Annotated in this window: 24 protein-coding genes; 14 read left to right on the top strand and 10 right to left on the bottom strand. The window is 65.0% G+C overall.

Annotated elements, in window-relative coordinates; genetic code table 11:
* Positions 1-164 precede the first annotated feature (164 nt).
* The 8 genes from HMPREF3036_RS10335 to iscX all read left to right on the top strand — a co-directional run bounded on the left by HMPREF3036_RS10335 (position 165) and on the right by iscX (position 5,844).
* A complete protein-coding gene (locus HMPREF3036_RS10335) occupies positions 165-623 on the top strand; it encodes an Rrf2 family transcriptional regulator (RefSeq protein ID WP_005433645.1) in 459 nt (152 codons plus the stop codon).
* 91 nt (positions 624-714) lie between these two features.
* Positions 715-1,926: an IscS subfamily cysteine desulfurase gene (locus HMPREF3036_RS10330; protein ID WP_062334207.1), complete on the top strand. Its 1,212-nt coding sequence runs from the start codon at positions 715-717 to the stop codon at positions 1,924-1,926.
* 73 nt (positions 1,927-1,999) lie between these two features.
* Positions 2,000-2,386 (top strand): Fe-S cluster assembly scaffold IscU, encoded by a 387-nt coding sequence (gene iscU / locus HMPREF3036_RS10325; protein ID WP_005433643.1) that lies wholly within the window; start codon positions 2,000-2,002, stop codon positions 2,384-2,386.
* Positions 2,387-2,392: 6 nt separating this feature from the next.
* Positions 2,393-2,716: an iron-sulfur cluster assembly protein IscA gene (iscA, locus tag HMPREF3036_RS10320; protein ID WP_005433635.1), complete on the top strand. Its 324-nt coding sequence runs from the start codon at positions 2,393-2,395 to the stop codon at positions 2,714-2,716.
* Positions 2,717-2,803: 87 nt separating this feature from the next.
* Positions 2,804-3,295 (top strand): Fe-S protein assembly co-chaperone HscB, encoded by a 492-nt coding sequence (gene hscB, locus HMPREF3036_RS10315; RefSeq protein ID WP_369818389.1) that lies wholly within the window; start codon positions 2,804-2,806, stop codon positions 3,293-3,295.
* 17 nt (positions 3,296-3,312) lie between these two features.
* Positions 3,313-5,268 carry a Fe-S protein assembly chaperone HscA gene (gene hscA, locus HMPREF3036_RS10310; protein WP_062334203.1) on the top strand — a complete coding sequence of 652 codons (1,956 nt, stop codon included), beginning with the start codon at positions 3,313-3,315 and terminating at the stop codon, positions 5,266-5,268.
* Positions 5,269-5,304: 36 nt separating this feature from the next.
* Positions 5,305-5,640, top strand: coding sequence for an ISC system 2Fe-2S type ferredoxin (gene fdx / locus HMPREF3036_RS10305; protein WP_005433621.1), 336 nt, complete (start codon positions 5,305-5,307; stop codon positions 5,638-5,640).
* Positions 5,641-5,643: 3 nt separating this feature from the next.
* Positions 5,644-5,844, top strand: coding sequence for a Fe-S cluster assembly protein IscX (gene iscX / locus HMPREF3036_RS10300; protein WP_005433619.1), 201 nt, complete (start codon positions 5,644-5,646; stop codon positions 5,842-5,844).
* Positions 5,845-5,932: 88 nt separating this feature from the next.
* On the opposite strand, the gene HMPREF3036_RS10295 is transcribed toward iscX, so the two are convergent.
* The 10 genes from HMPREF3036_RS10295 to HMPREF3036_RS10250 form a co-directional block, all read right to left on the bottom strand.
* Entirely contained in the window at positions 5,933-6,301 is a 369-nt protein-coding gene (locus HMPREF3036_RS10295; RefSeq protein WP_005433618.1) for a hypothetical protein, read from the bottom strand.
* A 13-nt stretch (positions 6,302-6,314) separates the two neighbouring features.
* A complete protein-coding gene (locus HMPREF3036_RS10290) occupies positions 6,315-6,686 on the bottom strand; it encodes a NifB/NifX family molybdenum-iron cluster-binding protein (protein ID WP_005433617.1) in 372 nt (123 codons plus the stop codon).
* Complete coding sequence (locus tag HMPREF3036_RS10285) at positions 6,683-7,606, bottom strand: nucleotide-binding protein (protein WP_062334201.1); 924 nt, start codon at positions 7,604-7,606, stop codon at positions 6,683-6,685. The genes HMPREF3036_RS10290 and HMPREF3036_RS10285 overlap by 4 nt, the downstream gene beginning before the upstream one ends.
* Positions 7,599-8,483: a nucleotide-binding protein gene (locus HMPREF3036_RS10280; protein ID WP_062334199.1), complete on the bottom strand. Its 885-nt coding sequence runs from the start codon at positions 8,481-8,483 to the stop codon at positions 7,599-7,601. The genes HMPREF3036_RS10285 and HMPREF3036_RS10280 overlap by 8 nt, the downstream gene beginning before the upstream one ends.
* The gene (locus HMPREF3036_RS11690; RefSeq protein ID WP_005433614.1) at positions 8,483-9,166 is read right to left on the bottom strand and encodes a DUF134 domain-containing protein; all 684 of its coding nucleotides are present in this window, start codon (positions 9,164-9,166) and stop codon (positions 8,483-8,485) included. Before HMPREF3036_RS11690 ends, HMPREF3036_RS10280 begins: the two co-directional genes overlap by 1 nt.
* A 152-nt stretch (positions 9,167-9,318) precedes the next feature.
* Positions 9,319-10,137: an NUDIX domain-containing protein gene (locus tag HMPREF3036_RS10270; protein WP_062334196.1), complete on the bottom strand. Its 819-nt coding sequence runs from the start codon at positions 10,135-10,137 to the stop codon at positions 9,319-9,321.
* Between the two features lie 7 nt (positions 10,138-10,144).
* Positions 10,145-11,674: a lysine--tRNA ligase gene (gene lysS / locus HMPREF3036_RS10265; RefSeq protein WP_062334193.1), complete on the bottom strand. Its 1,530-nt coding sequence runs from the start codon at positions 11,672-11,674 to the stop codon at positions 10,145-10,147.
* 66 nt (positions 11,675-11,740) lie between these two features.
* Positions 11,741-12,854, bottom strand: a protein-coding gene (prfB, locus tag HMPREF3036_RS10260; RefSeq protein WP_156469817.1) for a peptide chain release factor 2 whose coding sequence is annotated in 2 segments (ribosomal slippage) — positions 11,741-12,772 and positions 12,774-12,854 — 1,113 coding nt in all. Because the reading frame shifts where the segments join, the coding sequence is not laid out codon by codon here.
* A gap of 169 nt (positions 12,855-13,023) precedes the next feature.
* Complete coding sequence (gene recJ / locus HMPREF3036_RS10255) at positions 13,024-14,721, bottom strand: single-stranded-DNA-specific exonuclease RecJ (protein ID WP_005433610.1); 1,698 nt, start codon at positions 14,719-14,721, stop codon at positions 13,024-13,026.
* Positions 14,718-15,788, bottom strand: coding sequence for a hypothetical protein (locus tag HMPREF3036_RS10250; protein WP_005433609.1), 1,071 nt, complete (start codon positions 15,786-15,788; stop codon positions 14,718-14,720). Before HMPREF3036_RS10250 ends, recJ begins: the two co-directional genes overlap by 4 nt.
* A 71-nt stretch (positions 15,789-15,859) precedes the next feature.
* On the opposite strand from HMPREF3036_RS10250, the gene HMPREF3036_RS10245 reads away from it, so the two are divergent.
* From HMPREF3036_RS10245 to HMPREF3036_RS10220, 6 genes are all read left to right on the top strand, one after another.
* A complete protein-coding gene (locus tag HMPREF3036_RS10245; RefSeq protein ID WP_062334191.1) occupies positions 15,860-17,119 on the top strand; it encodes a lipoprotein-releasing ABC transporter permease subunit in 1,260 nt (419 codons plus the stop codon).
* Positions 17,112-17,795, top strand: coding sequence for an ABC transporter ATP-binding protein (locus HMPREF3036_RS10240; RefSeq protein ID WP_005433600.1), 684 nt, complete (start codon positions 17,112-17,114; stop codon positions 17,793-17,795). Before HMPREF3036_RS10245 ends, HMPREF3036_RS10240 begins: the two co-directional genes overlap by 8 nt.
* Positions 17,796-17,797: 2 nt before the next feature.
* Positions 17,798-18,595: a TatD family hydrolase gene (locus HMPREF3036_RS10235; protein WP_062334188.1), complete on the top strand. Its 798-nt coding sequence runs from the start codon at positions 17,798-17,800 to the stop codon at positions 18,593-18,595.
* Positions 18,596-18,633: 38 nt separating this feature from the next.
* A complete protein-coding gene (locus HMPREF3036_RS10230) occupies positions 18,634-19,194 on the top strand; it encodes a glycine cleavage system transcriptional repressor (protein ID WP_005433590.1) in 561 nt (186 codons plus the stop codon).
* Positions 19,195-19,214: 20 nt separating this feature from the next.
* Positions 19,215-20,588: a PFL family protein gene (locus tag HMPREF3036_RS10225; protein ID WP_005433588.1), complete on the top strand. Its 1,374-nt coding sequence runs from the start codon at positions 19,215-19,217 to the stop codon at positions 20,586-20,588.
* A 338-nt stretch (positions 20,589-20,926) separates the two neighbouring features.
* On the top strand, positions 20,927-23,041 hold the full coding sequence (locus HMPREF3036_RS10220) for a hypothetical protein (RefSeq protein ID WP_062334186.1): 2,115 nt from the start codon (positions 20,927-20,929) through the stop codon (positions 23,039-23,041).
* Positions 23,042-23,149 lie beyond the last annotated feature (108 nt).

Raw genomic sequence — 23,149 nt, 5'->3', positions numbered from 1 at the left:
GGGGGGCTTTCTGGCGTGTAAGTTTTGTCCTCCTTTTTGCGTAGACTCAATAATTGACTTGATTAGTCGGGTATTCTTCGCTAATATCCGACCAACTTGGTCGGGATTCGGTCACTCCCCCGTGATTTCCCGTCATTCAACCCCCGTCAAATTGGAGCTGCATCTTGAAGCTGACGACCAAAGGACGATTTGCCGTCACGGCCATGGTGGACCTGGCCCTGCATGAAGAGGAGGCCCCCATCTCCCTCACGCAGATTTCCGAACGCCAGCAGATCTCCGTGGCCTATCTCGAGCAGATCTTCTGCAAGCTCCGCCGTGCAGGGCTCGTTGCGAGCGTTCGCGGTCCGGGCGGCGGGTACCGTCTCGGCGCTCCGGCGGGCGACATTACCGCCGCCGCGATCATCGAGGCGATGGACGAGGACATCGACGCCACGCAGTGCCGCGGCGACGGCAGCTGCCTTGGCGGCGCCGCCTGCCTCACGCACCATCTGTGGGAGGACCTCAACCGGACCACGAGAAAGTTTCTGGAGGGCGTGACGCTCGCCGGCATGGTCGAGGCTCACGCAGCCCGCCACGGCAAGCAGGTCGTGTCCGCCGTCATTCCGGTGCGAAAGCACGCCTGAGGCGCCGCCTTTCAGCCGAAGCACAAAAGAGCCCCCTCTAAACCTACAAGCATCGCCGGCACCGACGATCCGTTCCCAAAAAGGATTCATGATGAAGCTGCCCGTTTACCTTGACTACTCCGCGACGACGCCCTGCGACCCCCGCGTGGTCGACAAGATGGTTCCGTATCTCTACGAGAAGTTCGGCAATCCCGCCAGCCACAGCCACAGCTACGGCTGGGAGGCCGAGAAGGCCGTTGAAGAGGCCCGCGGTCACGTTGCTGCCCTCATTGGCGCCGATCCCCGCGAGATCGTCTGGACGTCCGGCGCAACGGAGAGCGACAATCTCGCCATCAAGGGTGCCGCGCACTTCTACAAGGACAAGGGCCGTCACCTCATCACGGTGAAGACCGAGCACAAGGCCGTGCTCGACTCTATGCGCCATCTTGAGGGCGAGGGCTACGAGGTGACCTACCTCGACGTCAAGGAGGACGGCCTCATCGACATGGACGCCTTCCGTGCGGCCATCCGTCCCGACACGATCCTCGTCTCCGTGATGGCGATCAACAACGAGATCGGCGTCATTCAGGACCTCGAGACGATCAGCGCGATCTGCCACGAGCACGGCATCATCTTCCACTGCGACGCCACGCAGGCCGCCGGCAAGATGGACCTCAACGTCGACCGCCTCAAGGTCGACCTGATGAGCCTCTCCGGCCACAAGGTCTACGGCCCGAAGGGCATCGGCGCCCTCTACGTGCGCCGCAAGCCCCGGGTGCGCATCGAATGCCAGATTCACGGCGGCGGCCATGAGCGCGGCATGCGCTCGGGCACTCTTGCCACCCACCAGATCGTCGGCATGGGCGAGGCCTATCGTCTTGCCAAGGAGGAGATGGAGACGGAGATGCCGCGTCTTGCGCGCCTTCGCGACCGCCTCTGGGACGGCATCCGCAACAACATTCCCGAGGTCTACCTCAACGGCAGCATGGAGCACCGCTCCCCGCACAACCTCAACGTGAGCTTCGCGTTCATTGAAGGCGAAAGCCTGATGATGGCCATGAAGGACATCGCCGTCTCGTCCGGCTCCGCCTGCACGTCCGCCTCGCTCGAGCCCTCCTACGTGCTCCGAGCGCTCGGCCGCGACGATGAGCTCGCCCACAGCTCGATCCGCTTCACGCTCGGCCGCTTCACGACCGAGGAGGAGATCGACTACGTGATCAAAACCCTCGTCGAAGGCGTCACCCGCCTGCGCGAGATGAGCCCGCTCTGGGAAATGCACCAGCAGGGCGTCGACCTCAATCAGGTTCAGTGGTCCGAACACTGATCCCACGGAACCCGCACAGAACACAACACTGACCGGAGAGGCGCGCGAGCGCCCTCCGACGGAGATACAAGACATGGCATACAGCGAAAAACTCATGGACCACTACGAGCATCCGCGCAACGTCGGCACGCTCGACGTCAAGGATGACAATGTCGGCACCGGCATGGTCGGCGCCCCCGCCTGCGGCGACGTGATGCGCCTTCAGATCAAGGTGAACGACGAGGGCGTGATTGAGGACGCCAAGTTCAAGACCTACGGCTGCGGCTCCGCCATCGCCTCCTCCTCTCTCGTGACAGAGTGGGTCAAGGGCAAGACGCTCGACGAGGCCGGCCAGCTCACCAACGCCGCCATCGCCGAAGAACTCGCGCTTCCGCCCGTGAAGATCCACTGCTCGATCCTCGCCGAGGACGCAATCAAGGCGGCCATCAACGACTACCGCAACAAGCAGTCCAAGGAGTGATGAATCATGGCAGTTACGCTGACTGAAGCCGCCGCGAAGCACGTCCAGAAGTTCCTCACCCGGCGCGGAAAGGGCGTCGGCCTGCGCCTCGGCGTCAAGACCTCGGGCTGCTCGGGCATGGCCTACAAGCTCGAGTTCGCCGATGAGGTCAACTCCGACGACCAGGTCTGGGAAAGCTTCGGCGTCAAGGTGATCGTCGACGAGAAGAGCCTTCCGTACCTTGACGGCACCGAGCTTGACTACACCCGCGAAGGACTCCAGGAGGGTTTCAAGTTCCACAACCCGAATGAAAAGAGCCGCTGCGGCTGCGGCGAGTCCTTCCACGTTTGATGGATCATCGGGGATCCGCACGAAAGGCGGGTCCCCTTTTGGGCAGGAAAAGCAAGAAAAGGACAGGAAGAACCGACGATGGCGCAGATGAGTCCATTCCAGCTGTTCGGCATGAAGCCCGCCTTCATGATCGACGAAGCTAAGCTTGAGGCGGCCTATCAGGCCGCCATGATGAAGGTGCATCCCGACCGCTTTGCGGACAGGCCCGCCGCCGAAAGGCGCGTGGCCGAGCAGTGGAGCACCCGCATCAACGAAGCGTTCAAGCTCCTCAAGAGCCCCGTGAAGCGCGCGGCCTGGCTCTGCGAGAACGCAGGCCGTCCGATCGAGGCTGAAACCAACACCCGCATGCCCGCCGACTTCCTCATGACGCAGATCATGTGGCGCGAAGCCCTCGAGTCGGGCGACGCAGGCGCGGCGGACGCCGTCCGCGCCGAGGCAGGCGGGGTGCGTGCGGACGTCGTTCGCGGGCTTGCCGAAGCCATTGACGAAAAGGCCGACTGGGCCGCCGCCGTTGATCTCACGCGCCGCCTGATGTTCATCGACCGCTTCCTTGAGGAAGCGGCGCGCGACTCCAAATAAAAAGAGAAGGTCCCCTCATGGCTTTATTTCAGATTGCAGAACCCGGCCTTTCCGCCGCCCCGCACGAACACCGCCTTGCGGTCGGCATCGACCTGGGCACCACGAACTCCTTGGTGGCAAGCGTCATCAGCGGCTCCACGGAGGTGATCCTCGATGAAGGGGGCGCTGCCATCCTGCCCTCCGTCGTTCACTACGCCGCCGACGGCACAGTGACGGTCGGCGCGGTCGCACTGCGCGACGCCAGCCGCGATCCCAAGAACACCATTTCCTCCGCCAAGCGCCTCATCGGCCGCACGATGAAGGATCTGGCCGACGTCCACAATCTGCCGTACGACCTCGTCGACGATCCGTCGATGGTCCGCATCGCCACGTCCGCAGGCGTCAAGTCTCCCGTCGAGGTGAGTGCCGAAATCCTCCGCTCTCTTGCAAAGCGCGCCGAGGACCGTCTTGGCGGCGATTTGACGGGCGCCGTGATCACGGTCCCCGCCTACTTCGACGATGCGCAGCGCCAGGCGACGAAGGACGCCGCCCGTCTTGCGAACCTCACGGTTCTGCGCCTTCTCAACGAGCCGACGGCGGCTGCGCTCGCCTACGGCCTCGACAATGGTGCCGAGGGTACCTACATGGTCTACGATCTCGGCGGCGGCACGTTCGACGTCTCGCTTCTCAAGCTCACGCGCGGAGTCTTCGAAGTTCTCGCCACGGGCGGCAATTCGGCGCTGGGCGGCGACGACTTCGACCACCGCGTCCTCTGTCACGTCACGGAGAGCTTCCGCGGCGGCAATCCCAAGGCCCGCTTCACGGTTGACGGCAAGCCTGCCGACACGCTTCCCGGCCACATCCTCTCCGCCGCCGAAAAGCGCCGTCTGATGGCGCTCTCGCGCGCCGCGAAGGAGGCCCTCACGAAGGACGAGTCGACCTGCATCCGCTTTGCGTTCGACAACGGCGACGAGGTCGAGCTTGATCTCACGCGCGAGGAATTCGACGCAATGACCTGCCACCTCGTCAGGAAGACGATCGACACGGTCGAGGCCGTTCTGCGCGACGCTTCCGCCGGCGTTTCCGACGTCCGCGGCGTGGTGCTCGTCGGTGGCGCGACGCGCATGCCCTGCGTCCGCACGGCCGTCGAGAAGTTCTTCGGCTTCGCCCCGCTCGACGACATCGATCCTGACAAGGTCGTGGCGATCGGCGCCGCGATGCAAGCCAACAAGCTTGCAGGCAACACCTCGGGCGACGACTGGCTGCTGCTCGACGTCACGCCGCTTTCGCTCGGTCTCGAGACCATGGGCGGCCTTGTTGAAAAGGTCATTCCGCGCAACAGTGCGATTCCCGTGGCGCTTGCCCAGGACTTCACGACCTTCCGCGACGGCCAGACGGCCATGGCGATCCACGTCGTTCAGGGCGAGCGCGAGCTCGTCGACGCCTGCCGTTCGCTCGCCCGCTTCGAGCTTCGCGGCATTCCGCCGATGGCTGCGGGCGCCGCCCGCATCCGCGTGACCTTCCAGGTCGACGCCGACGGCCTTCTCTCCGTCTCCGCACGCGAAATGACGACGGGCGTCGAGGCTTCGATCCAGGTCAAGCCGAGCTACGGTCTTTCCGACGACGACATCGTCCGCATGCTGCAGGACGGCAACGGCAGCGCCGAAGAGGACATGCGCGCCCGCGAGCTTCGCGAGCAGCAGGTCGAGGCCCGCCGGCTTCTCGAGTCCACGCATTCCGCACTCGCCTCCGACGGCGACCTGCTTGACGATGCCGAGCGCGCCGAGGTCGACGCGCTTGTCGAACGCCTCACCGCGCTCGTCATCTCCGACGACGTCGAGGCGGTCAAGGCGGGCATCGAGGCCCTTACGAAGGGCACCGAGACTCTGGCCGAGCGCCGCATGGACCGTTCGATCCGCGAAGCCCTCTCGGGTATGAGTGTCGACGACGAGATGTTCGACGAGAAGCCCGAAGACGAATCCAAGAACCATTGACGATTCACTAGAACATTCACTGGAAAGGGTGATGAAATGCCGAAAGTGACAGTGCTCCCCCACGAAACGCTTTGCCCGGAAGGCCTCGTCTTTGAGGCTGCTACGGGTGAGAACCTGGCCCGCGCGCTCCTTGCGCACGGCGTCAAGATCGAGCATGCGTGCGAATTCTCGTGCGCTTGCGCCACCTGCCACGTGATCATCCGCGAAGGCTTCGACTCCCTCGAGGAGCCCGACGACAACGAGCTTGATCATCTCGACACCGCTTGGGGCGCCAGCGTGCTCTCCCGTCTCTCCTGCCAGACGAAGGTTGGCGAGGGCGACATCACGGTCGAAATCCCGAAGTACAGCCGCAACCACGCACGCGAGGAGTAAGCCATGTCTCTCAAGTGGACGGACGCCCAGGCGATTGCCGAGGAACTCTATGACGCGGATCCCGATCTTGATCCGCTCACGCTCTCCTTTGTGAAGCTCCACGACATGATCTGCGCGCTGCCTGACTTCGACGACGATCCCGAAGCCTCCAATGAAAAGATCCTCGAGGGGATCCTCATGAAGTGGCTCGACGAGCGCGATTGAGCGCAGGCGGTGTTCTGGCAAAGCAAAACGGCGGTCTCCCGATGGGAGGACCGCCGTTTTTGTCCGTGCGGCAGGCGCGGCGTCCGTCTCAGAGGGCGCTGACCTTGACGAGCGAGTCCGCAAGCGCGCGGGCGTCTTCGGCCGTGCGGGTGAGCGGAACGTTGGGAAGGAATCCGAGTCCTTCAACCTTCTTGTGGAAGGTTTCGTGCCCCTCGTCCGTGCAGGCGGACTGGTTGATGCGCGCATCGGCCATGATGACGCCGATGCCTGCGGCGCGAAGGGCATCGCCCGTGTAAGGCTCGTCCCAGAGGACGAGCAGGGGGCGGTCGGCCTTGAGCGACTCGGCCTTCAGGTCGTCAGGGGCGCCTGCGAAGCTACAGGAGAGGCCTGCGGCCCTGAGGCCTTCGCCGAAGGCCGTCCAGCGGGCGGCCTCGGGCGTGACGATGAGAATCTGCATGAGGAGGCCTCTTTCAGTGATGACCGCCGCCGCAGGAGTGGTTCGGCGAGAAGCGCGGCAGTTCGCCCGCGATGTGGGCGGCCACGGCCTTTTCAACCGTTTCGATGCCGGCGGCGTAGTAGACGTCGACGCCTTCCTGCAGGAAGCCCATGAGCGGGCGCATGCCCATGCCGCCAGCAAGCAGGACGGTGACACCGCGGTCGGCGAGGTAATTCACGGGGGCGAGGCAGCCGCCGTGCTCGTGGGCGCAGGACGGGATGACTTCGGACTTCACGACGGCACCGTCCTCAACGTCGACGAGCGTGTAGCAGTCGCAGTGGCCGAAATGGGCGCCGACCTGGGCTTCGAGGCCGCCGGGAAGAACGGACGGAATGGCGATTTTCATGATGTTTTCTCCTTGATGGGAATGATTCTGCTTCGGCGGCCTCCGCGCACGAGCGCGAGCAGGCGGTCGGCAAAGTTTTGGAAGTGGTCGTCGAGCTCCGACGGCGTCTCGCCGACGGCTTCGCCGCGGCTCATGGCCTCGGTGAAGACGGGCGTGAACGGAAGGGTGCCGAGGACTTCGGCGCCTGCGTCGCGGGCGGCCTGCATGGCGGCCTCCGTCGCTTCGGCGCTGAGGTCGGCCTTGTTGACGATGACGGCTATCGGCAGCCTGAAGCGGCGTGCAAGTTCGGCAAGTCGCTTGAAGTCGGCGATGCCCGAGGCGCCCGCCTCGATGACCGCGCAGACGAGGCCTGCGCCCGAGAGCGAGCTGATGACGGGGCAGCCGATGCCGGGCGTGCCGTCCGAGAGGATGATTTCGGCGCCGTCCGCCTGGGCCGCCTTGGCTGCCTCCTGCTTGAGGAGCAGGATGAGGCGGCCGGAGTTTTCGGCCCCGGGCGTCAGTTCGGCGTGGATCATCGTGCCGAAGCGCGTGCGGCTGCGGTAGTACTCGCCGCAGTGTCTGGGCACGAAGTCGAAGGCCAGCTCGGGGCAGAGCTTCACGCAGACGGCGCAGCCTTCGCAGAGCTGCTCGATGACAGGGTATTCGCAAGGAGCCGCCTGCTTGATCGCGTCGAACCTGCAGAAGGCAAGGCACTGGGCGCAGTCGATGCAGTTGTCGGAGTTGAAGACGGCGAGATGCCCGCTCACGAAGTCGGCGCGCATCTCGGTCTCGGGCTTGAGAAGAATGTGAAGGTCGGGGGCGTCGACGTCATAGTCGCAGACGACGATCTTCTCGCGGGCGCTCATGGCGCGCGCAAGCGCTGCGGTGACGCTGGTCTTGCCTGCGCCGCCCTTGCCGCTCAGTACGACGATCTCATGCATGACGGCCTCCCTCGAAAAGGGTGCTGAGGGTGCGAGCGGCTTCGGACAGGCACTCGCGCCAATCCTCGGAGTCGAGCATCGGATGGCGTCCTGCGGCAGCGCGTGCGGCGGCCTCGCGATCAAAGGGCAGGCGGGCCGCGACGGGCAGGCCTTTTTCCCCGCAGAAGGCGATGAGCTCCGCTTCACAAGCGGCGGCGGAAGGCTGGCCGCTTCGGTTGATGACAGCGGCCATGGGCTTGCCCAGACTTTCGAAGGCGCGCAGCGCGAGCTTGAAGTCGTGTACGCCGAAAGGCGTCGGATCGATGACGAGCACGACGGCGTCCGCGGAGGCCGCCGCCGTCATGACGGGACAGGAGACGCCGGGCGGGGCGTCGATGAGGAGGTCGGCCTTCTCACGCGCGGCGCAGGCCGAGGCCTTGCTCAGAAGTGCCCTGATGAGGGGAGGCGTCATCGCCTCGCCCACGCGCGAGCGGCCCTCGAGGAAGATGCGTCCGTCCTCAAGCGCGCCGAAACCGATGCGGCCGAGCTCGCGTTCGCCCGTCACGATGGCGTGCGGGGCGCAGACGGCCGTGCAGCCGCCGCAGCCGTGGCACATATCGGAGAACGGCATGATGCGGCCGCCGAGCTTCTTGATGGCATTGAACTGGCAGATCGACGTGCATTCGCCGCAGAGGTCGCAGGCGTCCGTAACACGCACGGGTACCTCGAGCCCCACGGGCGTTTCCTCGGCGAACGCGTGCGGGAGGTAGAGCCCGAGGTCGGGCGCCTCGACGTCGGCGTCGGCGAGGACGGCGGGATTCGGCCAGAAGGCGGCGATGCCCGCAGTGACGGTGGTCTTGCCCGCACCGCCCTTGCCGCTGGCAAAGAGAATTCGCATCAGGCTTCCTTGTTCGAGGGAAGAATGACGGTGAGCTCGCCCGCCTCGAAGGCGCGGACGACTTCGCCCACCGTGCGGTTGTCGACGTCCTGGACGGTGCCGATGCCGATCGCCTGCAGCGCATCGAAGGCCTTGGGACCGATGTAGCCGCTCAGCGCGACCGTGGCGCCTGCGTTCGAGACGGTCTCGACGGCGATGAGGCCCGCGCCCTGTGCGGCGGTCTGGCCCGCACCATTTTCGATGTATTCGACGGCCTTCGTCTCCGTGTCGTAGATGATGAAGCCGGCGGCGCGGCCGAAGCGAGGGTCGACGTCGTCCTCAAGCGTGGGGCCTTCGGCGGAAATGGCGATCTTCATGGCGGGATGCTCCTTGAGCAGCTCGCCGGATTCGCGACGACACGAGTTCGTGCCGCCCGTGACGACGAGCGGAATGTTGTTGACGAGACTCAGGGCCACCTTCTTCCTCGCAGAGGCGAGGACGCGGCCGAAAGTGTGGCGCGAGACGCCCATGCCCGAGCTTGCCTCGGATTGGGAGAGCCCTTCAAGGTCGGCCAGACGCAGCGCCTCAAGCTCCTCGAACTTGAGGCTGACGCGCTCGGCTGAGGCGGGAAGCTTCCCTGAGGGCTTGAAGTAGACGGTGCGCATCGGCATGTCGACGATGCGGCTGCGCGGAGGACGGCTCATGTTCAGGTCTCGCTAGTTAATGCTCAAATGAGCATAACTCCCAAAGGGGTTGATGTCAAGCAAAGACGACTGCAATCTTGACTTTATAAGTCGACATATTCAATTCGGGCGCGAAAGGCGGCGTTCGGAAACGTCGGCGGAGGACGTGAAAGTCAGTCGGCGTGAAGGAGGTGCTCGAGGATGAGTCGGGCGGCCTCGGGCATGATGCGTCCTTCCTCGATCATGGAGAGGACTTCTTCGGTGTTGAAGGCGGCGAAGCCCGCGGCCTCGCCGTCGAGGTTGACGGGGGCGTCGCAGGGGGAGAGCCTGAGGATGAAGCCTGCGGTGCTCTCCTGCATGCGGCCTTCGGGAACGTCGTGAAGGACCTGCCAGGAGAGGTGTGCGGGGGAGTGAAGGCGGGAGAATTCGGGGTCGAGCCCCGCCTCCTCATGGAGTTCGCGCAGCATGGCTTCGGCGGGCGTTTCGCCCGAGGAGACGAGGCCTGCGGCGAGATTGTCCCAGAGGCCGGGACCGATCGACTTGGAGAGGCTTCTCTGCTGAAGGAGCAGGCGGCCGTCGGGTGCGAGGGCGAGAAGCCTCACGACGACGGTGGCGAGGCCGAGTGCGCGGAAGACCGAGCGTTCGGCGCGGGCGACGATGCGGCCGCGGGCATCTCTCACGTCGAGGAGCTCGAAGGGGCGCTTCTGGGTGAGGCCGTGGTGTGCAAGTCCGGCCGTCAGGGCCGCAAACGCGGGCTCGAGGCCTTCGGGCGCGAAAAGCTCGAAGACGCGCGGGCGCACCTCGGGTGCGAGGGCCCGAAGTTCGGGATCCGTGCGCAGGGCGTGCATGACGTCTTCGCGCAGGCTTCCGAGCTCGAGTCCTCGAGCGACGAAAGCCCCGAGGGACTCGGGGCTTTCGGTCTGCATCCGGGTGCGAAGCTCCGCGAGGAGTTCCGCAGCCCGGCTGCGTCGGATCGAGTCGAGTCGATCCATGGGCTTCTTAGTTGCCCGATTCCGGACGCATGTGCGGGAAGAGCAGCACGTCGCGGATCGTCGGGGCGTCGGTGAGGAGCATGATGAAGCGGTCGATGCCGACGCCGCAGCCGGCGGTCGGGGGCAGGCCGTACTCGAGGGCGCGGATGTAGTCGGCGTCGTAGTACATGGCTTCGTCGTCACCGTGGCTCTTCGCATCGGCTTGGGCCTTGAAGCGGGCGGCCTGATCGTCCGGGTCGTTGAGCTCGGAGAAGCCGTTGCCGAGTTCTCGGCCGGCGATGAAGAGCTCGAAGCGTTCCGTCACGTCGTGGTTGGCGTCGGAGGCGCGGGCGAGCGGGGAGATCTCCGTCGGATAGTCGATGATGAAGGTCGGCTGGATGAGCTTGGCTTCGGTCGTCTCCTCGAAGAGGGCCATCTGCAGGGCGCCGAGGCCGACGTAGTCGGGCTGCGGCTCGCCGAGACGGACGAGTTCGGCGCGCAGGAAGGCTTCGTCGGCGAGCTGTTCGGCCGTGTAGTCGGGCGAGTACTTGAGGATGGCTTCAACCGGGGTGAGGCGGTCGAAGGGCTTCTCGAGGTCGATCTCATGCCCCTGGTAGGGCAGGATGGCGGAGCCGGTGGCTTCGCGGGCGGCCGTGCGGAGAAGGTCTTCCGTGAACTGCATCTGGTCGCGGTACGTCCAGTACGTGCAGTAGAACTCCATCATCGTGAACTCGGGGTTGTGACGGACGGAGACGCCTTCGTTGCGGAAGTTGCGGTTGATTTCGAAGACGCGCTCGAAGCCGCCCACGACGAGGCGCTTCAGATAGAGTTCCGGCGCGATGCGCAGGTACATGTCCATGTCGAGCGCATTGTGGTGCGTGATGAACGGCTTGGCGTTGGCGCCGCCCGGAATCGGGTGGAGCATCGGCGTCTCGACCTCGAGGAAGCGGTGCGCGAGCATGAAGCTGCGGATCGCGGCGATGGCCTTGGAGCGGACGAGGAAGCGGTTGCGGGAGTCCTCGTTCATGATGAGGTCGACGTAGCGCTGGCGGTAGCACATTTCGGTGTCGACGAGACCCTTGTGCTTGTCGGGCAGCGGACGGATGTTCTTCGTCATGAGGCGAAGCTCATGGGCACGGATGGAGAGTTCGCCGGTCTTCGTGCGGAAGAGCGTGCCCTTGACGGCGACGATGTCGCCGAGGTCGAACGTCTTCCAGGCGGCATAGGCTTCTTCGCCGATGTCGCCCTTCGTGATGAAGTACTGCATGTCGCCCGTGAAGTCGCGGACGGTCGCGAAGCTCGCCTTGCCCATGATGCGCTTGAGCATCATGCGGCCGGAGCAGGCCACTTCGGGCTTGAGCTCCTCGAGCTCTTCGGCGGTGGCGTCCTGGTACTTGGCGCGGATGTCGCCGAAGAGGTCCGTGCGAACGAAGTCGTTCGGATAGGCGACGCCGGCTTCGCGCAGGGCGGCGAGTTTGGCGCGGCGCTCGGCGATGATGTGGTTTTCTTCTTCCGCCAACTGCTGGGCGGTTTCCTGGTTCTGAGTCTGTTCGGACATTTTGTGTTCCTGTGGTGAGGCCGCGGCGGACGTGCCGTCGCGGCCTTCCTAGAAGCGGATCGTGTCTCAGGCGGCGGCGACGCCGTTCTTCAGAGACGCTTCGATGAACTGGTCGAGATCGCCGTCAAGCACGGCGCCCGTGTTGCCGGTTTCGACGTTCGTGCGGAGGTCCTTCACGCGGGACTGGTCGAGCACGTAGCTGCGGATCTGGTGACCCCAGCCGATGTCGGACTTGCTCTCCTCGAGCTTCGTCTGCTCTTCCATGCGCTTGCGCATCTCAAGCTCGTAGAGCTTGGCCTTGAGCTGCTGCATGGCCTTCTCGCGGTTGCGGTGCTGGGAGCGGTCGTCCTGACAGATCGTGATGATGCCCGTCGGAATATGGTGGATTCGGACGGCGGACTCCGTCTTCTGAATGTGCTGACCGCCGGCGCCCGATGCACGGAAGACGTCCACGGAGAGGTCGGCGGGGTTGATCTCGATTTCGATCGAGTCGTCGACTTCAGGGTAGACGTACACGGACGTGAAGGACGTGTGGCGGCGGGCGTTCGAGTCGAACGGGCTCTTGCGCACAAGGCGGTGGATGCCGGTTTCGGTGCGAAGCGTGCCGTAGGCCCATTCGCCCTCGATGTAGAGCGTGCAGGACTTGATGCCGGCGACTTCGCCCGGGCTTTCTTCTTCAAGGGTGACCTTGAAGCCCTTGCGTTCGGCGTAGCGCATGTACATGCGTTCGAGCATGCTCGCCCAGTCCTGGGCCTCGGTGCCGCCTGCGCCTGCCTGGATTTCCAGGTAGCAGTTGGCCGAGTCCATCGGCTGGTTGAACATGCGCTTGAATTCGAGCTGAGCAACCTCCTTCTCGATTTCCTCGACGTCCTGGCCCACGGCTTCAACCGTGTCCCAGTCTTCTTCGGCCATCGAGAGTTCGAAAAGCTCGGCAGCATCGTTGATGCCCGAGGTGAGCTTGTTGAAGCTGCCGACGATGTCGTCGAGGAGCTTCTTTTCCTTGCTCACTTCCTGAGCATGTTTGGGATCGTTCCAGAGATCCGGGTTCTCAACCTCGCGGTTGACTTCTTCGAGACGGCGCGCTTTGCGATCGACGTCAAAGATACCCCCGAAGTTCGGTCAGACGGCGCGTAAGGTCGTCCGTAAGGTTCTGGATCTGGTTGATGCGTTCGACTTCCATCATGTAACTCTGCTTTTTGTAGGGGTGGAAAAGGAATGGCCGCACCCGATCAGGGCGTTCGCTGGAGGCGAAGCGCGGAGTGCGGCTGAAAAATCAATCAATTATAAGGCGAAAGCGCCTGCGGTTTTTGCCGCAGGCGCCCTCAAAAGTGCACGAAAGCCTTGGAAAATCAAAGCTCTGCGGCCTCGATGACGAGCTGCACGCTCCTTCTGCCCATGAACTCGTTGATGTTCGGGCGATAGGCGAGGCGCACCATGCCGGGGAGCGTCTCCGTGTGGCGGAAGAAGATCGCGTCGAAGCGCTGGCCGCCGAGCTCGAGGATGAGCTTGGTGTGGGCGTCCTTCACGAGGCTCTGGCGCACGACGCGGAACTCGTTCGCAAAGACGGGCGCGTCGAAGCCCTGGCCCCAGATCTGGCTGTCGATCGCCTGCACGAGGCGCTCGGTGATCTCGTCGGGGGCGAGGCCGCCGTCCGTGTAGATCACGCGCTCGAAGACGGAGGCGTCGACCATGCTTCTGACGGCCTTCTCGAAGGCGTCGCGGAAGGCGGGCAGGTCGTCCTCGCTCCTGAGCGTGAGGCCTGCGGCCATGGCGTGGCCGCCGAAGCGGAGGACGGCGCCGGGCAGGGCCTTCGAGACGAGGTCGAGCGCGTCGCGCAGGTGTACGCCCGCGATCGAGCGGCCCGAACCCTTCAGCGCGCCGTCGTCCGTGGGCGCGAAGACGATCGTCGGACGGTTGACCTTTTCCTTGAGGCGGGAGGCGACGAGGCCCACGACGCCCTCGTTGAAGCGGCCGTCGTAGAGCGTGAGCGTCGCAAGGCTGTCGACGTTGCAGCACGAGAGCGCGGTCTCGGCCGCCTGCTGCATCTCCGTCTCGAGCTCCTGACGGGCGGCGTTGAAGTCGTTGAGGCTGCGTGCATAGTCGAGCGCGACGACGGGATCATCGGCAAGGAGGCACTCGATGCCGTTTTCCATCGTGTCGAGACGACCCGCCGCGTTGATGCGGGGCCCGAGCGCAAAGCCGAAGTCGCGCACGCCCGCGGCCTCGGGCTTCTTGCCCGCGACGGCGAAGAGCGCGCTGATGCCTGCGTGCGTGCGGCCGAGCCTGATGCGGTTGAGGCCCTGGGCGACGAGGATGCGGTTGTTCTTGTCGAGCTTCACGACGTCGGCGACGGTGCCGAGTGCGACGAGGTCGACGAGGGCGTCGAGCCTGGGCTGGGTCTGCTGCGTGTAGACGCCTCGCTCGCGAAGCAGCGCCCTGAGGGCGAGGAGCACGTAGTACATGACGCCCACGCCCGCAAGGGCCTTCGAGGGGAAGGCCGAGTCCGCGAGGTTCGGATTTACGATGCAGACGGCGGGCGGAAGCTCGGCGCCGGGCAGATGGTGGTCGGTGACGATGACGTCGATGCCGAGCTCCGCGGCATGGCGCACGGCTTCGGCGGAGGAGACACCGTTGTCGACGGTGAGGAGCACGTCGGGGCGCGGCGTGCGTGCGGCGAGCAGGTCGACCACGGCGCAGGAGAGGCCGTAGCCGTGATGGACGCGGTGCGGCACGAAGTAGTCGGCCTTCACGCCCATCATGCCGAGTCCTCGGATCGCCACGGCGCAGGCGGTGGCGCCGTCGCAGTCGTAGTCGGCGACGACGGTCACGCGTTCTCCGCGCTCACGCGCGAGCGCAAGGCGTTCGGCGGCCTCGCGGGTGCCCTCGAGCATGGCGGGCGGCAGCATCGACTTCCAGTCCTGGGCGAGCTCGGAGGCGTCCCTGATGCCGCGTGCGGAAAGCGCACGTGCGACGGGCGGCAGGTAGCCCTCTTCATGGAGGCGTCGCGCGGCCTCAAGATCGAATTCACGGTTGAGGATGCGGGTCATTGCACGGCTCCTTCATAGCGGTCGGGGCACCAGGCGGCGGGTTCGACGGAGGACTTCCTGCGGAAGAGCCTCTCCATGAGGCCGGCTTCGGCGGGGGCGAGCGTGGCGGCGCCCGTCTCGCCGAAGGCGACGACGAGGACGTCGTCGGCTTCGAATCTCTTTGCGTCCTCCCTGTAGGAGGCGGCCTTGCGGGCGACCTCGGGCAACGCGCGGGCCCAGGCCTCCCAGTCGCGTGCGAGCCAGGCGGGGTAGAGGTCCTCGATCACGGCGACGACGTCGCCGTGGGGCGCCTCGGGCCAGCGGCCCGTGTCCCTGCCGATGCGTTCGATGAGGATGCCTGCGGCATTGGCCCAGCCGCGGACGGCGGCGTCGTCGGAGGCGACGCTGCGGATGAGCGTGGGCGGGAAGAAGAGCTCCTCGTGTCCGCCGCCCGAAATCCAGAGGGCGTCGACGGCGTGCCTGCCTGCGGCGCGGCGGGCGGCGTTGACGGGATGGTCGGCGAGAATGGCGCGGACCTCCCTGAGGAGCCCCTTCACCTCTTCGGCGGCTTCGCCCTCGACGGGCGCCTCGTCCAGCATGAGGCCCGGGAGCGCCATGGCGGGCGCCGTGGTGACGGCCCAGTCCTCGCGACGCGTCAGGAACCAGCTCGTGTCCCAGATTTGAACGCGAAGGCCCGCCTTCAGGAAGACGGGCTCGATGGCGAACGTGAGCTCCATGAATTCGCGCTCCTCGAGTTCGGGGCGTTCGGCGAGAACGTGGCCGTTTTCGAGCGAGAGCGGCGTGAGGCACCAGAGTTCGGGCGCCTGCTCGCGGCCTCCGAGGGAGAGCCAGCGCCAGGGCGCCTCATGGGGCGTGGAATTGCGGCGCGTGATCACGCGCCAGAGCCAGGAAAGGTGCGGGGCGCGGCGGTAGCAGCCTGCGTCGAGCACCTGTGCGACGACCTGTCCCGCGCCTTCGCCGAGGCTCGAGAGCGCACGTGCGGACGCCTCGGGGAGCGAGGACAGGATGCGCTGCGCCTCGCCTTCTGGCAGGCGGGCGCCGGGAATGAGAATGAAAGCTTTCGACATAGTTTGAGCATTGTAACGGGAGGAGGACAGGCTAGAATGGAAACCTTCCCAACTCCTCACCTTGTCAGCCCGTGAAAATTCCGTTTGAACTGACCATCGGCCTCACCTACACGCGAGCAGGACGCAGGGGACGCCGCAAGGACCGCTTCCTTTCGTTCATCTCCGGCATGTCCGTCGCATCGATCGCGCTCGGCGTGGCTGCGCTCATCATCGTGCTCTCCGTCATGAACGGCTTCCAGAAGGAGGTCCGCGACCGCATGCTCGGCGTCATCCCGCACATCGAGATCACAAACGGCATGGGTCCCATGACCGACTGGAGGAGCGTCGCTGCCGACGTCATGAAGAATCCCGAGGTGGTTGCGGCCGCGCCCTACGTGCAGGGACAGGGCCTGCTCAACTCGGGCAGCGTCGTTCGCGGCGCGATGGTCAAGGGCATCGATCCCGAGACGGAACCCGGCGTGAGCGACATCTCGCAGCACCTTGAGCGCGTCGAATCGCTCGACGTCCTCAAGCCCGGCAGCTTCGGCATCCTGCTCGGACGCGACCTCGCCCATGCGCTGCGCGTGCGTCCCGGCGACCGCGTCTCGATGATGGTGCCGCAGGGCAGCGTCACGCCCGCGGGCCTCGTGCCCCGCATGAAGCAGTTCACGGTGCTCGGCTACCTGTCTTCTGGCCACTATGAATATGACAGCACGATGGCGCTCGTCAACATGCAGGACGCCGCCGCGCTCTTCCGCACGGGCGGTCCCCAGGGCCTTCGCGTGCGCGTCACCGACATGGATCTTGCGCCCTCCGTCGCCCGCTCGCTCGCCAGGACGCTGCCGCCCGGCGCCTACGCCTCCGACTGGTCGAGGCAGAACCGCACCTGGTTCGCGGCCGTTCAGGTCGAGAAGCGCATGATGGGCATCATTCTCTTCCTGATCGTCCTCGTGGGCGCCTTCGGGCTCGTCTCCTCGCTCGTGATGACCGTCAAGGAGAAGCAGGCCGACATCGCCATCCTCAGGACGCTCGGTGCGAGCGAGGGCGCGATCATGCGCATCTTCGTCATCCAGGGCACGATCGTCGGCATCGTCGGCGTGGCCTTCGGCGTCGCATCGGGCCTGCTCGTCGCCGAGAACGTCGGCGCGATCGTGAGCACGATCGAGGGGATCTTCAATGTCGAGTTCCTCCCGAAGTCGATCTACTTCATCTCCGACATGCCGTCCGATCCGAGGATGTCCGACATCATTCCGATCGCGCTCTTCTCCTTCCTGCTGAGCCTCGCGGCCACGCTCTATCCGAGCTGGCGCGCGGCCCGCACCCAGCCTGCGGAGGCACTTCGCTATGAATAAGGAACTTGCCGTCGAGGTCTCGGGCCTCGTCAAGGTCTATCACGACGGCGACCATCCCGTCCCCGTCCTCTCCGACGTCACCTTCAGCGTGGCCCGCGGGGAGACCGTCGCGATCCTCGGCTCGTCGGGCTCGGGCAAGTCGACCCTGCTGCACGCCGTGGGCGGGCTCGACACGATCGATTCGGGAGAGGTTCGCGTGGCGGGCACGAGCCTCTCGGGGCTTTCCCAGAAGGCGCTCGGCGAGCTTCGCAACCGCTCGCTCGGCTTCGTCTACCAGTTTCACCACCTCCTGCCCGAGTTCACGGCGCTCGACAACGTCGCGATGCCGCTCTGGATCCGCAGGGAGGATCAGGAGGCCTCGAGAGAGGAGGCCCGCAGGATGCTCGAGGCCGTGGGTCTCGGCCACCGCCTGCAGCACCTGCCCTCGCAGCTCTCGGGCGGCGAGCGCCAGCGCGTCGCCATTGCACGCGCCATCGTCACGAAGCCCGTCTGCATTCTCGCCGACGAGCCGACGGGCAACCTCGACAAGGCGACCGCCCAGGGCGTCTTCGACATCTTCCTCAAGCTCGCGCGCGACGAGGGCACGGCCATCGTGATCGTCACGCACGACGAAGGACTTGCGGCCCGCTGCGACCGCATCCTCAGGCTCGACGCGGGCGTCATCAGGGAGGCCTGACCTTGCAGGGACTCGTCGACACGCACTGCCATCTGCAGGCGCCGGCCTTCGAGGCCGATCTTGCGGAGGTGGTCGCGCGCGCCCGCGCTGCAGGCGTTGCGGACATGGTGGTGTGTGCGGGCGGCTCCGACGACTGGGAGAGGACCGCCTGTGTCGCCCGTGAGCACGGGCTTGCCTACATGCTCGGCATTCATCCGCTCCTCGTTCCCAAGGCGCATGAGGAAGACCTCGAGAGGCTCTCGGCGCTCGCCGAGGCATCGATGGCCGATCCGCACTTCATCGGGATCGGCGAGATCGGACTTGAGGGGCTCGTCATGACGATCGACGCACGTCAGGAGCACTTCTTCAGGGAGCAACTCAGGATTGCGGCCCGCCTCGACCTGCCGTGCTCCATTCACGTGCGAAAGAGCGCCTCGAGGCTTCTCTACCATCTGAGGCGCATCCGCGTCACGGGCGTCGTCCATGCGTTCAACGGCTCGGATGCCGAGCGGGACGCCTTCCTTGCGCTCGGCCTCAAGCTCGGGTTCGGCGGCGCCGCCACCTACGAGGGGAGCCTGAGGATCAGGCGGCATCTCGCCGAGGTGCCTGCGGATGCCTTCGTGCTCGAGAGCGATGCGCCCGACATGCCCTCGTCGGCCCGAAGGGACTCCGGAGACCTGAGGTCGGAGCCCGCCGACGTCGCCCAGACGGCCTCGCTTGCCGCCCGGCTTCGCGGCGTCACTAGGGATGAACTCTTATTTCAGTCAATCCAAACCACACAAGCCGCGTTTAAGCGGCTCAAGCTGCGCCAACTTCGTTAAGATGGGCTAAGTACCCCAAAAATGGAGGCGAATTGCTCATGAAAACGAAGGACATACTCGTCTCGATCATCGGGCTCGACGAGCCCGGTATCGTGGCCGCGACGGCGGAGACGCTGACAAGACTCGGCTGCAACATCGAGCAGATGACTCAGACGACCCTCAGGGATCAGTTCACGGCCGTGTACCTCGTGAACAAGCCCGAGGACATTGAAAACAAGAACATCCGGCTGGAGATCCAGACCGCCTACGATGCGAAGAAATTTCATCTGACGGTTTCGATCCGCGACGTGGAGACGGCCGAAGGCAAGGCCGCCGCAGGCGAGCCCTTCATCGTCAGCATCTGGGGCCACGACCGCAACGACATCATCGCCACCTTCGCCCGCATCTTCGCGGAACAGCGCATCAACGTCGAGGGCCTCAAGGCCTTCCGCATCGAGGACGACCAGAGCCTTCAGGTCTTCGAGGTCGTCATCCCCGAGCAGGTCGACACCCGCTCCCTGCACCGCATCATGGGCGAGCGCGCCAAGCGCATGGGGCTGAGGCTCTCCATGCAGCACGCTGCCATCTTCGAAGCCATTCACCGCGTCCGTGTGGTTTGAGACGAAAGGAAAGCTAAAACATGTTGACTGATTCTGAAGTCCTTGCGACTTTGTCCATGCTTCGTTCTGAACACCTCGATGTCAGAACCGTCACGATGGGTATCTCGCTCTTCGACTGCGCGGCCCCCGACTTCGACACGTTCGCCTACAAGGTCCGCAGCAAGATCCTCAGGAACGCCGAGAAGCTCGTTGAAACCTGCGACATCGTCGGCGACCGCTACGGCATTCCCGTCGTCAACAAGCGAATTTCGGTGAGCCCGATGGCCACCGTCTGCGCGGGCTTCACGCGCGACCAGATGGTCGAGGCGTGCCGCGTGCTCGACGACTGCGCCAAGGACGTGGGCGTCGACTTCATCGGCGGCTTCGGTGCGCTCGTTGAAAAGGGCATGACGCCCGGAGAACGCAACCTCATCGACGCGCTTCCCGAGGCCCTTGCCACCACGGACCGCATCTGTTCCTCGATCAACGTGGGCTCGACCAAGGCCGGCATCAACATGGACGCCGTGAAGCTCATGGGCGAGCGCATCCTCGACGTGGCCGCGGCCACGGCCGACCGTGACGCCATCGGCTGCGCCAAGCTCGTCGTCTTCTGCAATATTCCGCAGGACGTGCCGTTCATGGCGGGCGCCTACCTCGGCGTGGGCGAGCCCGACGTCGTGATCAACGTGGGCGTCTCGGGTCCAGGCGTCGTCAAGAAGGCGCTTGACCGCGCCTTCGAGGCCAAGGGCGACTACCTCACGATCACGGATGCCGCCGAGGTCATCAAGCACACGGCCTACAAGGTCACCCGCGTGGGCGAGATCATCGGCAACGAGGTCGCCCAGCGCCTGAACCTGCCGTTCGGCGTGGCCGACCTCTCCCTGGCGCCGACGCCCGCCGTGGGCGACAGCGTGGGCGAGATCTTCCAGACGATGGGCCTCTCCTCGATCGGCGCTCCCGGCACGACGGCCATTCTGGCCATGCTCAACGACGCCGTGAAGAAGGGCGGCGTCTTCGCCTCCTCGCATGTGGGCGGCCTTTCGGGCGCCTTCATCCCCGTCTCCGAGGACAGCGCCATCGAGGCCGCGGCCCGCAGCGGCGCCCTCACGATGGAGAAGCTTGAGGCGATGACGAGCGTCTGCTCCGTCGGTCTCGACATGATCGCCATCCCCGGCGACACGTCCGCGGCCACGATCTCCGGCATGATCGCCGACGAAATGGCCATCGGCATGATCAACTCCAAGACCACCGCCGTGCGCATCATTCCCGTGCCCGGCAAGGGCGTCGGCGAAAAGGCCGTCTTCGGCGGCCTGCTCGGCGAAGCTGCGATCATCCGCGTGCCCGGCGGCGACTCGACGGGCTTCGTGAAGCTCGGCGGCCGCATCCCCGCGCCGATCCACTCCCTCAAGAACTGATCGGCTGAACCTGTCCGGGTCGCGGCGGACGCTCCGTCCGCCTGTCGCGACGACCATTCACGGCGCCGTCCTCCTGTTTTGGAGGCGGCGCCTTTTTTTTGCTAGAAGAGAGGGTAAATACTGGTTTTGGTGGAAATTGTGCAGGGAGTGCGATACGCTATGTGGTGAGTTTCGCATGAGTACCGATATGATAAGTGGTATTGATACTGCGTGTATGATGGAAACGCGTGTGCCACAATCGTTTCGGGAATGAAGCCTTGGGGTTTGCCGTTTGTTTTTCCTATATGTCCGTACGAGCGGAACGAAGCCCGACAACGCAACCTTAAGGATGCTCCCTCATGAAAGCCAGCACCCCCATCGGCCCTTCTCTGGGCCTCAACGCCGTCCGCCTCTCACTCCTTTCCGGTGCCGTCACCGCTGCCCTTGGCGCCCCCGCAATGGCGCAGGAGAGCATGGAAATCGAGCTCGATCCCTTCGAGCATACCGTCTTCGTTCCGGGTGAGGACACGCGCGACGTTCTTGTGACGGGCGTGAAGACCGCAACGATCACGGCGGGCTTCAACAACGTCCTGATCGCCCCTCGTGTCGAGCAGGAAACGACCTTCAGGCTTCAGGGCTTCGGCGTCTCGAACGCCCTCACGGGCGTCTCGCTGGTCCTCCCCGCCGGCAAGGGTCCCGTGAACGTGCTGGCTTCGGGCGGCACAACGACCATCGTGATGGACACGTCGAACCTGCCTGAGGATGATGGTCAGGACGGCGGTTCTGGCAACGAAAATCCCGACGAAGACCTCGGTGATCTGGGGGGATTTCGTCTGCTTTCCGACGAGAATCAGGCTGATTATTCGGACGGTCAGTTCAAGGCGGGGGCGAAGCTTGTGCATGCGTTCGCAAACGGCGGGCGCGCCGCGCTTGAAACGGTGGGCAGGAACCCTCAGGACGTGCTTGTCATTGCAGGGCATCTCCACGTCACGCCAGATGTGCAGATGAGCTTCGGCGTCGAGGGCTCCGAAGAGACGAATGCCAACTTCCATCTGGGACCGTCGGCGGGCGTCGTGATCAACAAGTCGTGGTTCATGGGACTCGCCGAGGACAAGGGGGCGATCACGTTCGGCAAGGGGACGAAGGCCGTCTTTGAGAAGGGGGCCGTCTTCATCATCACGGACGGCATGGACGACCTGCGCGAACCTGAAGAGTTTGAGGCGGACGACGAGGCGCAGGAAGTGCCTGTGGAAGAGCGCCTCGTCTTTAAGGCGGTCGCGGGATCGGAGGTCACGGGCGTGGAGCACCTCGAGGGTTTTCTGACCAAGGATGGGCAGGTGTGCTCGATGAAGTTCGAGCAGACGGAGGACGGTTGGAGGGTCGTTGAGCGGGAGTGGCGCTACGAGGGGCCACTTGAGGAGGTCGTGAACGCACTGGGCGTCGAAGCCATGAAGGCCGATGCGCCCAAGGCGCTGCGCAAGGAGTTCCTCAGGAGGCAGAGCCCGAGTGAATTCGGCAAGACCATCAACTGGATGACCGAACTGATGGTGGGGGCGGGCACTTCGACGGAGATGATCAGGACGGCGGAGAACGTCGTCGAGCTCACGTCAAGGGCTGCAGTCGCCTTCGAGGACGACCAGGCCGTCAGGGTGTCCGCGAGAACAGGCTCGAGCAGGGGGCGCTTCAAGAGCGTCGATGGCAGTACAGGAGGATTCGCCGAGTGGTCGAGGGACGTGACGGGGCTTGACCTCGAGGTGCATCTCAGGCACCTCACCAGATTAGGCGGGCTGGTCGTCTCCTATGCCGACGCGGACGTCGGAAGCTCCTTCGATGTCTTCGACGTCAGTCAGGAGTCGAACATCGCTTCCCTGGCAGTCTACTACGGCGAATCAAGCGACAGGTTTGCGGTGACGGGCTACGGGATGTTCTCGGGCGCCAACGACAAGGTCCGCGTCATCTCGACGGGCGACATGCTCACCACGGGCGATCCGTCCCGCCGGGCCATGACGGCGGGCGTCGCGGGAAGCTTCTATCCCGACTGGGGCGGCTACAAGGACGTCAACTTCACGGGCGCCGTCTCCCTGACGAATTATCTTAAGTCGACATATGGGATCGCCTTTGACGGTGAGCGTGTCATGGACGTGGAGGAGGAGGGCAGGTGGGTGGGCACGCTGCAGCTGCAGGCGGGTTGGCACAGGCTCTTCCGTCCGGCGTCCTCGTCCTGGATCAAGGCCGACGTCACGCTCGGGGGACGCGTGCGCGCGGGCGACCTTGAGGTCAGGCAGACGGTGAGCGCGGGAGGCACCTCCTCAAGCGTCGGGCACGACGACCTGACTCGAGGCGAGATCTTCGGCGACGCCGCCCTCAAGGTGCGTCTGCGCGACAGCGTGGCGGGGCTGCATGTCGGCGGCTCCACTGGGCCCGACGGCTCGCGTTCGTGGACAGGCGGCGTGTCGTTCGACTACCAGTTCTAGGCGGGGTCTGCGCCCGTCGTCGGAAGGCGTCGGGCGTCGCGGGTCTGCCTATCCGACAGATGATCCTCTAAAATGGAAGATGCAGGCGTGCGCCCTGCGGGAAGTCCG

Source organism: Sutterella sp. KLE1602 (assembly GCF_001578585.1).
GTDB lineage: Bacteria > Pseudomonadota > Gammaproteobacteria > Burkholderiales > Burkholderiaceae_F > Sutterella > Sutterella wadsworthensis_A.
Note: the sequence above shows the minus strand (reverse complement) of the source record. Positions and strands in the feature narration are given on the sequence as shown.

Bases quoted from the DNA above. Each gene is read 5' to 3' on its own strand.
- HMPREF3036_RS11690 (WP_005433614.1), bottom strand. From the start codon at position 9,166: ATGAGCCGTCCTCCGCGCAGCCGCATCGTCGACATGCCGATGCGCACC.
- HMPREF3036_RS10285 (WP_062334201.1), bottom strand. From the start codon at position 7,606: ATGCATGAGATCGTCGTACTGAGCGGCAAGGGCGGCGCAGGCAAGACC.
- recJ (WP_005433610.1), bottom strand. From the start codon at position 14,721: ATGACCCGCATCCTCAACCGTGAATTCGATCTTGAGGCCGCGCGACGC.
- iscA (WP_005433635.1), top strand. From the start codon at position 2,393: ATGGCAGTTACGCTGACTGAAGCCGCCGCGAAGCACGTCCAGAAGTTC.
- HMPREF3036_RS10290 (WP_005433617.1), bottom strand. From the start codon at position 6,686: ATGAAAATCGCCATTCCGTCCGTTCTTCCCGGCGGCCTCGAAGCCCAG.
- HMPREF3036_RS10280 (WP_062334199.1), bottom strand. From the start codon at position 8,483: ATGCGAATTCTCTTTGCCAGCGGCAAGGGCGGTGCGGGCAAGACCACC.
- HMPREF3036_RS10220 (WP_062334186.1), top strand. From the start codon at position 20,927: ATGAAAGCCAGCACCCCCATCGGCCCTTCTCTGGGCCTCAACGCCGTC.
- lysS (WP_062334193.1), bottom strand. From the start codon at position 11,674: ATGTCCGAACAGACTCAGAACCAGGAAACCGCCCAGCAGTTGGCGGAA.
- fdx (WP_005433621.1), top strand. From the start codon at position 5,305: ATGCCGAAAGTGACAGTGCTCCCCCACGAAACGCTTTGCCCGGAAGGC.
- iscX (WP_005433619.1), top strand. From the start codon at position 5,644: ATGTCTCTCAAGTGGACGGACGCCCAGGCGATTGCCGAGGAACTCTAT.
- HMPREF3036_RS10230 (WP_005433590.1), top strand. From the start codon at position 18,634: ATGAAAACGAAGGACATACTCGTCTCGATCATCGGGCTCGACGAGCCC.
- HMPREF3036_RS10330 (WP_062334207.1), top strand. From the start codon at position 715: ATGAAGCTGCCCGTTTACCTTGACTACTCCGCGACGACGCCCTGCGAC.
- hscA (WP_062334203.1), top strand. From the start codon at position 3,313: ATGGCTTTATTTCAGATTGCAGAACCCGGCCTTTCCGCCGCCCCGCAC.
- HMPREF3036_RS10270 (WP_062334196.1), bottom strand. From the start codon at position 10,137: ATGGATCGACTCGACTCGATCCGACGCAGCCGGGCTGCGGAACTCCTC.
- hscB (WP_369818389.1), top strand. From the start codon at position 2,804: ATGAGTCCATTCCAGCTGTTCGGCATGAAGCCCGCCTTCATGATCGAC.
- HMPREF3036_RS10240 (WP_005433600.1), top strand. From the start codon at position 17,112: ATGAATAAGGAACTTGCCGTCGAGGTCTCGGGCCTCGTCAAGGTCTAT.
- HMPREF3036_RS10250 (WP_005433609.1), bottom strand. From the start codon at position 15,788: ATGTCGAAAGCTTTCATTCTCATTCCCGGCGCCCGCCTGCCAGAAGGC.
- HMPREF3036_RS10295 (WP_005433618.1), bottom strand. From the start codon at position 6,301: ATGCAGATTCTCATCGTCACGCCCGAGGCCGCCCGCTGGACGGCCTTC.
- iscU (WP_005433643.1), top strand. From the start codon at position 2,000: ATGGCATACAGCGAAAAACTCATGGACCACTACGAGCATCCGCGCAAC.
- HMPREF3036_RS10225 (WP_005433588.1), top strand. From the start codon at position 19,215: ATGTTGACTGATTCTGAAGTCCTTGCGACTTTGTCCATGCTTCGTTCT.